Annotated in this window: 8 protein-coding genes and 2 tRNA genes; 4 read left to right on the top strand and 6 right to left on the bottom strand. The window is 54.4% G+C overall.

The window, feature by feature from the left end:
* Positions 1 to 37 precede the first annotated feature (37 nt).
* The 4 genes from NLX71_RS21505 to NLX71_RS21490 all read left to right on the top strand — a co-directional run bounded on the left by NLX71_RS21505 (position 38) and on the right by NLX71_RS21490 (position 8,456).
* Positions 38 to 1,072 (top strand): LCP family protein, encoded by a 1,035-nt coding sequence (locus tag NLX71_RS21505; RefSeq protein WP_254365810.1) that lies wholly within the window; start codon positions 38 to 40, stop codon positions 1,070 to 1,072.
* A gap of 73 nt (positions 1,073 to 1,145) precedes the next feature.
* Positions 1,146 to 1,955: a PhzF family phenazine biosynthesis protein gene (locus tag NLX71_RS21500; RefSeq protein ID WP_254365809.1), complete on the top strand. Its 810-nt coding sequence runs from the start codon at positions 1,146 to 1,148 to the stop codon at positions 1,953 to 1,955.
* A 90-nt stretch (positions 1,956 to 2,045) separates the two neighbouring features.
* Positions 2,046 to 3,401 (top strand): glutamate-1-semialdehyde 2,1-aminomutase, encoded by a 1,356-nt coding sequence (locus NLX71_RS21495; RefSeq protein WP_254365808.1) that lies wholly within the window; start codon positions 2,046 to 2,048, stop codon positions 3,399 to 3,401.
* Positions 3,402 to 3,905: 504 nt separating this feature from the next.
* Positions 3,906 to 8,456 (top strand): glutamate synthase-related protein, encoded by a 4,551-nt coding sequence (locus NLX71_RS21490; protein ID WP_254365807.1) that lies wholly within the window; start codon positions 3,906 to 3,908, stop codon positions 8,454 to 8,456.
* A gap of 181 nt (positions 8,457 to 8,637) precedes the next feature.
* Here the strand turns inward: NLX71_RS21490 and NLX71_RS21485 are convergent, their stop codons facing one another.
* The 6 genes from NLX71_RS21485 to NLX71_RS21460 form a co-directional block, all read right to left on the bottom strand.
* Positions 8,638 to 9,300, bottom strand: coding sequence for a bifunctional 2-keto-4-hydroxyglutarate aldolase/2-keto-3-deoxy-6-phosphogluconate aldolase (locus NLX71_RS21485; RefSeq protein WP_254365806.1), 663 nt, complete (start codon positions 9,298 to 9,300; stop codon positions 8,638 to 8,640).
* A gap of 58 nt (positions 9,301 to 9,358) precedes the next feature.
* Positions 9,359 to 10,357, bottom strand: coding sequence for a sugar kinase (locus NLX71_RS21480; RefSeq protein WP_375377947.1), 999 nt, complete (start codon positions 10,355 to 10,357; stop codon positions 9,359 to 9,361).
* Positions 10,342 to 11,097 carry a 2-dehydro-3-deoxy-D-gluconate 5-dehydrogenase KduD gene (gene kduD, locus NLX71_RS21475; protein ID WP_254365805.1) on the bottom strand — a complete coding sequence of 252 codons (756 nt, stop codon included), beginning with the start codon at positions 11,095 to 11,097 and terminating at the stop codon, positions 10,342 to 10,344. Before kduD ends, NLX71_RS21480 begins: the two co-directional genes overlap by 16 nt.
* 258 nt (positions 11,098 to 11,355) lie before the next feature.
* Positions 11,356 to 11,817, bottom strand: a complete 462-nt coding sequence (locus NLX71_RS21470; protein ID WP_254365804.1) for a GreA/GreB family elongation factor — start codon at positions 11,815 to 11,817, stop codon at positions 11,356 to 11,358.
* Positions 11,818 to 12,072: 255 nt separating this feature from the next.
* Positions 12,073 to 12,146: transfer RNA gene (locus NLX71_RS21465), tRNA-Arg, on the bottom strand.
* 7 nt (positions 12,147 to 12,153) lie between these two features.
* A tRNA-Gly gene (locus tag NLX71_RS21460) sits at positions 12,154 to 12,227 on the bottom strand.
* Positions 12,228 to 12,317 lie beyond the last annotated feature (90 nt).

Raw genomic sequence — 12,317 nt, 5'->3', positions numbered from 1 at the left:
GAAAAGCGAACGCAACCAGAGGAGGGACCGAATTCCCATGGCCCGTACGATAAAATGGTTTTTCATTTCGCTGCTGTTGCTGTTGCTTGCAGGAATCGGCTATTTTACCTATTCATTCGTTCAATTTGCCAATAACATTCAGAGCCGTCCCGAAACGACCAAATTCGGCGGGCTTACCCCACAGCAGCTCAGCATGTCGGACAGCTACATCCCGCCCAAGTGGGAGGGCAACTCACGGGTGAACATCCTTATTCTCGGCGGCGATTCCCGGGGACTCAAAAAGAACGAAGTTCCGCGTTCCGATTCAATTATGGTCGCCTCAATTGATCCGGTGACGAAGAAAGCGTACTTATTTTCCATTCTGCGCGACACCTACGTGAAAATTCCGGGGCATGGCGAGGACCGCATCAATACGGCGCTTGCCATCGGCGGGCCGAATCTGGCCATGCGCACGGTTAGCGACCTGCTCGGCATTCCGATTCAATATTTTTTCTATACCGATTTCAAAGGCTTTATCGCACTGACAGACGCCATCGGCGGCATTGATCTCGAAGTGGAGAAGGACATGAAATACCGCGACTCGGAAGACGGCCACGAGTATGATATTGATCTAAAAAAGGGCATGCAGCATCTCGACGGAAAAATGGCGCTGCAATACGTCCGGTTCCGGCACGACGCCATGAGCGACTTTTCCCGCACCGAGCGGCAGCGCAAATTTTTGCAAGCCGTCGCGCAAAAAATGCAGACGACCGGTTCCCTGGTCCGACTGCCGAATATATTAAAAAGTATCGATCCTTATCTCGAAACGAATTTGACGACGACCGACATGCTGAAGCTCGGCACGCTCGCCTTCGAGGCCAAAACCGAGGGCATGGTAAGCCAGCAGATTCCGCCTTCCGAGCTGCTGATCGAAAAACGGGTCGGCGGCGCCGAAGTCCTCAGCGTAAACCGTACCAAGCTGCAGAATTACGTTAAGGCATTGCTTGAAGGCCGGGACCCTCTGGCCCCTGCCGGCAAGCCCGCCGAGGGCGGCCATAAAAGCACGACCGCCACGGCTCCGGTCAAAAAATAATAGCTGCTATGAAACATACGCGAGCGGGAGGCAAGGGGCTTCCCGCTTTTGACCTGAAAGGAGAACAGTTCTTATGATCGAAATACATGTTATTGACGCCTTCGCGGACAAGCCGTTTCGCGGCAATCCCGCGGCGGTTTGTTTGTTGGAGCGCTATCCTTCCGACCCATGGCTTCAACAGGTTGCGATGGAGATGAACTTGTCGGAAACGGCGTTTCTCTCCCCCCAACAGGACGGGAGCTACCGGCTTCGCTGGTTTACACCGACGGTCGAGGTCGATTTGTGCGGCCATGCTACACTAGCTAGCGCACATTACTTGTGGGAAACCGGACGGGTAGACCGCAACCAGGCTTTGACCTTTCACACGCTTAGCGGCCAACTGACGGCCTCCGCAAATGAGGACGGTTGGATTCGGCTCGATTTTCCCGTTGAACGGATTACCGAAACAGAGGCGCCGGACCGTCTAGCCGATGCCCTGGGCGGGATTGTGCCCCGTTTTGTCGGAACCAACCGACTGGACTTGCTGGTCGAGTTGGACTCGGAGGAAGCCGTACGCGGGTTGAAGCCCAATTTCGCCATCATGGCGAAACTCGGCGTCCGCGGCGTGCTTGTTACGGCCCGCTCGCAGGATGAACGGTACGACTTCGCCTCCCGCTGCTTCTTCCCGGTACTGGGAATCGACGAAGATCCGGTTACCGGATCGGCCCATTGCGCGCTTGCGCCATATTGGCGGGACAAGCTGGGAAAAGACCGGTTGACCGCCATTCAATCCTCTGCGCGAACAGGTATTCTTAAACTTGCGTTGGTCGATGACCGTCTTCACATCCATGGTCAAGCGGTAACGGTGCTTAAAGGCACGCTCCTCCACCTTCCCGCGGAATGAGGCACCGATCCAATCCTGAGAATCATTCACGGCCGGAGCGCAATCATTTATAATGGAGATATACATCGTTTGGAAAGGACTTGAATCCTAATGAGCAATCCATTTACGTCTAACGCATCCGAAGCCACACCCCGCACACGCTCCGCAGCGCTTTATGCGGAGGCGCTCGAGCATATCGTCGGCGGGGTCAACAGCCCTTCCCGCTCCTTCAAAGCCGTGGGCGGCGGAGCGCCCGTTTTCATGAAACGGGGACAAGGAGCGTATTTCTGGGACGAGGACGGCAACCGCTACATCGACTATTTGGCTGCCTACGGTCCGATCATTCTCGGCCACGCGCATCCTCATGTGACATCCGCCATTGTCCGAGCGGCGGAGAACGGAGCCTTGTACGGTGCGCCGACCGAACTCGAAATCCGGTTTGCCCGCATGCTGAAAGAAGCGATTCCGTCGCTCGATAAGGTCCGCTTCGTCAACTCCGGCACCGAAGCCGTCATGACGACGATACGGGTTGCCCGCGCCTATACCGGCCGGAACAAAATCATCAAGTTCGCCGGCTGCTACCACGGCCATTCGGATCTTGTGCTCGTCGCCGCCGGCTCCGGCCCGTCCACCCTCGGAATACCGGACAGCGCCGGTATTCCGGTCAGCATCGCGCACGAGGTCATCACCGTGCCGTTTAACGACCTCGCCGCACTGGACGCCGCGCTGGAGCGCTGGGGCAGCGATGTGGCCGCGGTTATGGTTGAGCCCATTGTCGGCAACTTCGGCATGGTCATGCCGAAGCCCGGCTTCCTGGAAGGACTGTGCTCCGCTACCCGCCGGAACGGCTCCCTTGTCATCTACGACGAGGTGATCACTGCATTCCGTTTCCACTACGGCGCTGCCTCCACCTTCGCCGGTTTACCCGAAGGCACCGACTACGCAGCCATCGAGCCCGATCTTACAGCCCTTGGGAAAATCATCGGCGGCGGACTGCCGATCGGCGCTTACGGCGGCCGCGCAGAAATCATGGCGCAGGTGGCGCCGCTCGGACCGGCATACCAAGCCGGTACCATGGCCGGCAACCCAGCGTCGATCTCCGCCGGGATCGCCTGCTTGGAGGCGCTGCAAGAGCCCGGCATCTACGAGCGGATGAACCGGCTCGGCGCCATGCTGGAAGCCGGACTTGCCGAAGGGGCTCGCAAGTACGGCATCGCCCTGACCGTAAACCGCATCCGCGGCGCGTTGTCGACACACTTTTGTGACCATCCGGTTACAAACTACGACGAGGCGCAAAATACGGACGGCGAGCAGTTTGCAGCCTTTTTCCGCTCCATGCTGGAGGACGGCATCTGCCTGGCTCCTTCTAAATATGAAGCCTGGTTCATGACCACGGCCCATACGGACGAAGACGTCACTTATACGATTGAAGCGGCAAACCGTGCATTCGCCCGCATGAACACTTAACTGAGCAGATCGGCAATAAATTCCATTTATCACCCGAATCACGAACTATTATCGGACAACGGTAATAGTTCGTTCGTTTTTTGTCAACTCGCACCATTCCGCTCTGAAATTGCCTTTATTCACCAGTTATGCAAAATAGACAACGCTTACAATTGACTTTTCCCTTCAATGTTCTATTGTCTCACATGAAATTTCGTGATATTCTATAAATACTTTTAAGCTAAAGAAACTCGGCTAAATGAAAGGTTTTTGGCATGTTAGCTATGAAGCTGCGCGGTTGGACGGTTGGGACAGGGAACCTTTAATCACCCTCTTCCGAACAGCTTCTGCTGAATCGAGAAGCCGAAAACTAAGTCAATTATGCAGAATAAATGTATTTTTATTCATCGCAATAATTCACTGACTCTTTCCGCTTTCTTGCTTCACATGGACAAAGCCTTCTTTTCAAGACGAACCCGCAACTAATTTTTATGGGAGGTGACGGTCAGCCTGCTGACCACGAGAATGAATCAAGTTATGCGCAATGAAGGCCGCTTCCAGAAATTATTGGCCACCGAACATGATAGCTGCGGTATCATCTGTATTATTGAAAAGGACGGATTTCCGTCCCGCGACAACATTCAAAAGACGATCGACGCTCTTGTGAAAATGGAACATCGTTCGGGTTTCATTAACGGGGAAGGCGACGGCTGCGGCATCCTGACCGACATTCCGCGCGCCCTATGGGAGAAAAAGCTGACCGACGCCGGTCTCGACGACAAGCTTGCATATGACGAGCGTTTCTCTGTCGCGCACATTTTCGTGCCGCGCAAGCTGGACATCTCCGCTCCCGATATGCAAAAAGGCATCCGCGAGCTGTTCTCCCAGTTTCAAGTCAGCATCCTCCTGGAGCAAGAAAATCAAGTGGATAGCAGCGTGCTCGGTCCGAACGGACGCAACGACGAACCGACCTTCTGGCAAATCGCAGGTCTTTGCGACAAGCAGGAAGTGAAAGTCTCCGATCATCTGTTTGAGCTTCATGTGGCGATCGAAGCCAAATATAACGTACACGTCGCCACCCTCAGCAACGTCACGGCCGCTTACAAAGTGATGGGCGCCGCCAGCATTTTGCCGAAATACTTCAATGACACCCGCGACCCGCTGTTCGCAGCGCAGGTTACTATCGGACACAACCGATACTCCACGAACACTCAATCCAGCTTTTTCCGCGTGCAGCCGTTCTCGCTGCTTGGCCATAACGGCGAGATCAATACGGTAAAAAAGATGCGGATCGAAGCCGACATGGTCGGCGTGCCCCTCGTTGACGGCGGCAGCGACTCCCAAGATATGAACCGTACCATCGAAACGTTCATTCACCGTTTCGGCCTCAGCTTGTTCGAAGCGATGGAAGTCGTTTTCCCTCCGATTCTTAACGAAATGAAGCTTTTCCGTCCGGAACTGCAGGACATGTACGTCTACTTCCGCCAAGCTTGGGGGCATTACGCGCAAGGACCGGCAGGGATCGTTTCCCGTTACGGCAACGAGTGCATTTTCAGCGTCGACGCGCTTGGTCTGCGTCCGGTATGGATGGTGGAGAGCGAAACGTCTCTGTACTTCTCCTCGGAACAAGGCGTCATTACGGTCGGCGAGATGGTCGCAGATCCGAAACCGATCGCACCGGGCGAAAAAGTTGGCGTCGTCCTGACACCGGGCGAGCATGTTCAGGTGATTCCTTATCATCTGGTGCAATCCACTGTGCTGGAGCGCGTGCAAAGCCGTCTTGGCCTCGAAGGACAGCGCAAGCATTTGAACAATGAAATTCCGGCCGTCGAAGCGGCGCCTTCTGCCGACGTCACGCCGACAGATGCGCTCTACAGCGCCTTCGGATGGGACCGCGACGGCATCCAAATGATCGAAACGACCGCCGAGACCGGCGCAGAGCCGATTCGCTCGCTCGGTCATGACAGCCCGCATGCCGCGTTGAACTGGGAGCGCCAGAACATCCCGGACTTCATTAAAGAAAGCGTTGCGGTTGTTACCAACCCGGCGATCGACCGTGACCGCGAGATGGAGCACTTCTCCACGCGTGTTGTCGTAGGACCCCGCCCGGCCGTATACAGCCAGCCGGATGATCGGCTGCGGGTAGAGCTGCTTTATCCCGTCGTGTTGGAGGGCAGCAACGGTATCGATTCTTTGGCTGAATTGAAACAGCCGAGCTACGAGCAGCTTGTCGCCATGTTCGGTGCGCAAAACGGCGATGCCGTCGCCACGTTGTCGACGACGTTCGCCCGCGGCACTTCCCTGAAGGACGCCCTGGAGCAGCTTGCGGCGGACGCCGTGCAAGCCGTGCGCAAAGGCGCTATGCTGCTTGTGCTGGACGACAGCGAGACGCACCAGAACGATCGGCTGTGGATGGACCCGCATTTGGCCGTATCCAAAGTCGATATCGCGCTTCGCGAAGTGAAGCTCGGTTACGGCAACAACCTGCGCCGTCAAACGACGATCGTGCTGCGCAGCGCGGCGATCCGCAACCTGCACGATATGGCCGTTGCTTGCGGCTTGGGCGCAGATGTGCTGTCCCCTTACATCCTGTTTACTACGGCGGCGGCGAAGGACGGCGCACCGGCGGCACGCAAAGTGTTTACCGCTTTGATGAAAGGCTTGGAGAAAGTCATCTCCACAATCGGTACGCATGAGCTTCGCGGTTACACCCGCTTCTTCTCATCAATCGGCCTGAAGCCGGAGCTCGCCGACGTGCTGGATATTGTAAACTACTTGGGCAGCGATAAGGCCGGAACAGGGTTTGCCGAGCTTGAAGCCGATGCCGAAGGCCGTTATAACGACTATGCCAATCCGAAAGCAAAAGCAGCCCGCAACTTCCGCTTCTTCCAACGGATGTGGAAAGCGCTCGGCGATGCGGCTTCCGGGGCGGCTCCGTACGAAGACTATCGCGACAAGCTGCGCGAAGAGGAAAAGAAAAACGGTATTTCCATCCGTCATGTTGCGGATTTCAATTATGAGAAAGCGTACGCCGAAGGCCGCAAGCCGCTCGACCCTTCCCAAGTCGAGATTGGCATCGGCGGCCACGATCTGCCAATGCTCATCTCTTCCATGTCCTTCGGATCGCAGAACGAGACGGCATTCCGCGCTTATGCGGAAGCCGGCGAGCGCCTGAACATGGTGACGATGAACGGCGAAGGCGGCGAGATTAAAGACATGCTCGGCCGCTATAAGCGGACCCGCGGCGCCCAAGTCGCATCCGGTCGTTTCGGCGTTAACGTCGAGCTGGCGAACGCTGTAGCGTTCTTGGAAATCAAGATCGGTCAAGGCGCAAAACCGGGCGAAGGCGGTCACCTGCCGGGCTCGAAAGTAACGGCGAAGATCGCATTGGCACGGAACGCAACCATCGGCTCCGACCTGATTTCGCCGTCCAACAACCATGATATTTATTCGATCGAGGACTTGGCGCAGATCATTTCTGAGCTGAAAGAAGCTAGTGGACGCAAGGCCAAAATCATCGTCAAAGTTCCGGTCGTTCCTGGGATCGGTACGATTGCAGTCGGCGTTGCCAAAGCGGGCGCGGATGTGATCACGTTGTCCGGTTTTGACGGCGGCACGGGTGCGGCTCGGATTCACTCGATCACGCACGTCGGTCTGCCGACCGAAATCGGTACGAAGCTGGCGCACATCGCGCTGATCGAAGCAGGATTGCGCCACAAAGTGGAGCTCTGGTCCGACGGCGGCATGAAATCCGGTGCCGACGTTGTGAAAATGGTCATGCTTGGCGCGAACCGCATCGGTTTCGGCTCTATCGCAATGCAGTCCATCGGCTGTACGACGTGCCGCGGCTGTCATTTGGATACATGTCACGTCGGAATCGCGACGCAAATCGACTCGATGGAAGAAGCCGAAGAAAAAGGCCTTCGCCGCTTCGTGCCTCGCGTCTACGATACCGCTGTTGAATCGCTTGTTCGTTTATTCGGCGGGATCGGCCGCGAAGTACGGGACATCGTCGCTCAGCTCGGCTTTGCAAACCTGCAGGACCTTGTCGGCCGTTCCGACTTGCTGCAGCAAGTAAGCCATCTTGAGAAAATCGATCTGTCCGACCTGCTCCGTCCGGCTCCGCTGTCCTTGGCGGCGGCACAAGAAGCTTTGGAGGAAGTCGCAGCGGCGGTATCCTCGGATATTCGCATTGCGGCAGGCGCAGAAGGCCAGCAATTTTTCCCGGATACCGTTTCGTTCGAATCGCCGGTGGAGCGTACTTGGTCGAAAGTCGATGCGGAATCCCGTATCCTTGGCAGCCGCTATGCAAGCCACCGCGTAAGAGACCGTTTCGACGGCAGCTACGATGCGTTGCCTCCGGTAAGCATCACCATGACCGAAGGTTCCGTACCGGGTAACGGATTGGCTGCTTTCAATGCCCGCGGTGTAAACATCACGGTTCACGGCGGTGCGGAAGACGGCGTCGGCAAAATGTCGCTCGGCGGTAAAGTCGCGATCCTGAAAGCACCAAGCAAGCATAAGCAATTCATCAATGGCTCCGTAGGCAAATCATTCGGCTACGGCGCGCAACAAGGCTTGTTCCTAATTCAAGGCAATGCCGATACCCGCGCCTGCATCCGGTTCTCCGGTGCAGACGTCGTATTCGGCGGCGAAATTACGGCACCAATTCAAGACGAGCTCGGCGGCATTGCAGCCCGCGCGAACTTGAAAGGCTTTGCCTTTGAATACATGACTAACGGCCGCGCTGTTGTGCTCGGCGATCCGGGTCCTTGGATTTGCGCAGGGATGACGGGCGGCGTCATTTACCAACGCCTCGTGCCGGAGATGGGGCTGGATCAAGCCGCCATCGAACGCCGGGTAGCTAAAGGCGCCAAGGTCAAAATCGAATCGGTGGGCGTACAAAGCATGAAAGACTTGAACGAACTGCTCGGTGCTTATCATGAAGAGCTCGTGAAGTCCGGACAACCGGAGGCCGCAGCAAAAGTGGAGCATTTGCAGAACAACCTGGAAACGAGCTTCGTTCGGATCGCACCGGTCGGTCTGCAAGCCGATCAATCGGTAGCTACCGAATAAACTCAATAAGAAAACAACTATTTGATCCCTCTGGAACTTCCGCGTTCTGGAGGGATTTTTTTTAGCCGCCCCGTCATAAGGAGATTCGTAAGATCCTCATCAAAGAAAAAAGCAGCGTATCCCGAACAAACGTTTGGAACACGCTGCTTTTTTGATGAAATTATAGATAATAATGGATAACTTAGCCTTTCGCCGCCCGGTAAGCTTCGATATATTGCGCGGCTTTTTGGGCTACCAGACTGTAATTGCCAGTTTTAACGGCTTCCGTTGTCAGATCGGAACCGATACCGACGGCCACTGCGCCCGCCTTAATCCACTCGGCGAGATTGTCCAAGGAGACACCGCCAGTGGGCATAACGTTGGCCTGCGGAAGCGGCCCTTTGATCGCTTTGATCGTTGATGGCGAGTACAGATTGCCCGGGAACAGCTTCACGATATCCACGCCAAGCTCCAGCGCCTGCTGAATCTCTTGAATCGTCATCACGCCCGGCATCACAGGCACGCGGTAACGGTTGCACAAAGTAACCGTGTCCGGATTTAACGCCGGACCGACCACGAATTCCGCTCCGCTTAGAATGCCCGCCCGCGCCGTTTCCGGGTCCAATACCGTGCCTACGCCGATAATCGCATACTTGGATGGATCTTGCGTGGAGCTTGTATATTTCTTGGCAAGCTTCTCGATAGCTTGTAACGCAAACGGCACCGTCATTGTCACTTCGATAACTTTAATCCCGCCGGCAATCGCCTGTTCCGCCATTTCGATGACTTCTTCCGGCGTCTCTCCGCGCAGAACGGCTACCACGCCTTCACTAGTCAACTGCTGCAAAAGCTTGATTTTTTTCATATTCTCTCATCCGTTCCTAATATGAAGTTAGTATGGCATGTATTCGTTTCATCGGATATTACCTCTCGACATGCTTTACGTTGTTTAAAAACGCCTCCACTTGCTCCCAAGTCGGAATGCCCTCCCAGTCACCCTCCATCTGTACCACCATACAGCCGATCAGGTTACCAAGGCGGACCGCTTCTTCCAAACTATAGCCCTTGAGCAAACCTACGAAAAAGCCCGCGCAAAACCCGTCTCCTGCCCCGACCGTATCCACCACTTGCTCCGCTTTAAAATACGGCACTGAGCTTATACGTCCTTGCTCGACGATATACGTGACGTTTTCGCCGCCTTTGATGATCGATACCGCTTTAAGCTCGCTAAGCCGTGCTACAATTTCTTCGAAGCGATCCGTTTGATACAGCAGCTTCAACTCGTCCAGCCCCGGAAGGAAATAGTCCGCTTCCTGAGCCAGCTCCAGCAGCACCTCTCGGGCTTCTTCCAGAGACCACAGCTTCAGCCTCAAGTTCGGATCAAAACAGACCTTCACGCCATGCTTGCGTGCCAGCTTCATCGCTTCCCTGACCGTCTCCCGGCAGGTCGGACTGAGCGCCGTCGTAATGCCCGTTACATGCAAATATTTAGCCTGCTTAATATATTGCTCGTCCAAATGCTCCGGCTTCAGCGTGCTGGCTGCCGAGCCTTTGCGGTAATAATAAACCGATGTTTTCCCGGACACTACCTCACGAAGCATCAAGCCGGTCGGCGCTTCCGTTGTCAGTTCCACACGGGAGACGTCTACGCCCTCGCCGCGGATTTTTTTCATGATCATGCGGCCCAACGGATCTTTCCCAAGGCGGCTGAACCAGCCTGCTTTGTGACCCAGACGGGATACACCGATCGCCACATTGCTTTCCGCACCGCCGAACAGCCTTTGAAAGCTAGACGAATATTCGATGCCTTTGCTTCCTTCCGGCATCATCAGTGCCATCGATTCCCCGAATGTAATGATTTCCGGCTGAAACATCTGCTGTTGCTCCGCTCGTCCGTTCTCTATCATTATCTCGTCATCCATCCCCCGTCCACGCAAAGTACGTGGCCGCTCATGTAGTCCGAAGCCTGTGACGCGAGGAATACGACCGGTCCCTGCATATCTTCCGAAGTTCCCCAGCGTCCGGCTGGAATACGCACCAAGATTTGTGCGTTGCGCTCTTCATCCGCACGAAGTGCCGTCGTATTGTCGGTAGCCATGTACCCCGGAGCGATAGCGTTAACTTGGATGCCCTTACTAGCCCACTCATTCGCAAGCGCTTTAGTTACCCCGGCAATCGCATGCTTGGAAGCGGTATAGCCCGGCACATTGATCCCGCCTTGAAAGCTTAGCATCGATGCAATATTTATAATTTTACCCGACCCTTGTTTAATCATTTCACGCCCAACAAGCTGCGACAGGAAAAAAACAGAGTTTAAGTTCAAATTCAGCACATCATGCCAGTCTTGCGCCGCGTGATCAGCAGCCGGCGTACGCCGAATAATGCCGGCATTGTTAACCAAAATATCAATTTTTCCAAAAATGGACAATGCTTCGTCTACCACGCTCTTCAATACGCTTTCATCCATCAGATCCGCTATGATAGTGTGTGCCTTGCGGCCCATCGCTTGGATTTGCTGCTCAACCTCACGCGAACGATCGTTGCTTGTTACGATAACGATGTCCGCGCCTGCCTTGGCCAAGCCCAAGGAGATACCCGCACCCAGACCTACGGCCCCCCCGGTTACTAAAGCCACTTTTCCGGTCAAATCAAACAAATTCATCCTCTACACCTCATTTAAACGTTTTAAGCGTATCCGAGCTTACATTCTAATCGGATTGCTCATTCCTTTTATTATAAGTCATACTACTGTAAACTGCTATAGCCGAGCCCAAAATGTAACCGGATCGATAAATGTCGAAATGCACTTCTATCGTTTACCTAGTACCCCAGCGATCTAGGCACCAAACAAAAGAACAGCTCATGCGAGACCGCAGGGAGCTGTTCTTTACAGAGCATTAAGCTATTAAGGCCACTTGCTTTAGCCCGTCTGCGTAAATTCTCCGGAGTAAGCGTATTTCACTTCTTCGATCGATACGGCAAAGCTGCCAGCAGGAATTTCAATCGTTTGTACCGCTCCGGCTGAAGCTAACAGCAATTGTCTTCCCATCGGGGACAAGAATGAGACATAGTTTTTGTCGGGTGCGGTCAGGGTCGGGAAAACGATCGTAAACGTCTCTTCCATGCCGTCATCCTCGTACTTCACTTTCACGCTGCTGCCTATTAGGACTTGGGAATACAAAGATTGCAAGAGCTGAGGTTCATCCTGTGCCAATATACGCTCCAAAGCCGCTGTATATTGATCGATCAGCTTTTCCAGGTTTACCCGTTCCTTTCCTTGCTGCGGGCAAAAACCGTCAAAAAACGCAGTGCTCTGCTCGTCAAAATAAAGCAATTGATTAATTAATTGGGAACGGGCCCCACTTCCGAAACTAGGGTTCATAGTAGATATCTCCCCCAATATACGTTCTTATCCTTCGTGAGTTCAGTCTTTGTATTGCCATAGGACTCATATGCCTTCCTCCTTAAAAAAATAAGCCCCTCGAAAGGAGCTTTAACCCATTGTATCAGAACTCTTCCATAAATGCCACGATCCCAGTGGTTGAATGACGTTGCTTATTCTAAAACACCCCTCGCCCGCTGCATAAACATAACAAAAGAAGGCCTGTTGCCAGACCTCCATAAATTTCAAATATGACGTCCCAGGAGGGATTCGAACCCCCGACCGACGGCTTAGAAGGCCGTTGCTCTATCCAGCTGAGCTACTGGAACTTACACATGGAGCGGGTGATGGGAATCGAACCCACGCTACCAGCTTGGAAGGCTGGAGTTCTACCATTGAACTACACCCGCATTTAAATATTGAATGGTCGGGACGACACGATTTGAACATGCGACCCCCTGGTCCCAAACCAGGTGCTCTACCAAGCTGAGCTACGTCCC

The sequence above is a fragment of the Paenibacillus sp. MZ04-78.2 genome (assembly GCF_024213375.1).
GTDB lineage: Bacteria > Bacillota > Bacilli > Paenibacillales > NBRC-103111 > Paenibacillus_G.
This window is presented reverse-complemented; position numbering and strand designations above follow the sequence as displayed.

What these genes read in the sequence shown, in the direction of transcription:
- NLX71_RS21505 (WP_254365810.1), top strand. Translation starts at nt 38, where the DNA reads ATGGCCCGTACGATAAAATGGTTTTTCATTTCGCTGCTGTTGCTGTTG.
- NLX71_RS21500 (WP_254365809.1), top strand. Translation starts at nt 1,146, where the DNA reads ATGATCGAAATACATGTTATTGACGCCTTCGCGGACAAGCCGTTTCGC.
- NLX71_RS21495 (WP_254365808.1), top strand. Translation starts at nt 2,046, where the DNA reads ATGAGCAATCCATTTACGTCTAACGCATCCGAAGCCACACCCCGCACA.
- NLX71_RS21490 (WP_254365807.1), top strand. Translation starts at nt 3,906, where the DNA reads ATGAATCAAGTTATGCGCAATGAAGGCCGCTTCCAGAAATTATTGGCC.
- NLX71_RS21485 (WP_254365806.1), bottom strand. Translation starts at nt 9,300, where the DNA reads ATGAAAAAAATCAAGCTTTTGCAGCAGTTGACTAGTGAAGGCGTGGTA.
- NLX71_RS21480 (WP_375377947.1), bottom strand. Translation starts at nt 10,357, where the DNA reads ATGGATGACGAGATAATGATAGAGAACGGACGAGCGGAGCAACAGCAG.
- kduD (WP_254365805.1), bottom strand. Translation starts at nt 11,097, where the DNA reads ATGAATTTGTTTGATTTGACCGGAAAAGTGGCTTTAGTAACCGGGGGG.
- NLX71_RS21470 (WP_254365804.1), bottom strand. Translation starts at nt 11,817, where the DNA reads ATGAACCCTAGTTTCGGAAGTGGGGCCCGTTCCCAATTAATTAATCAA.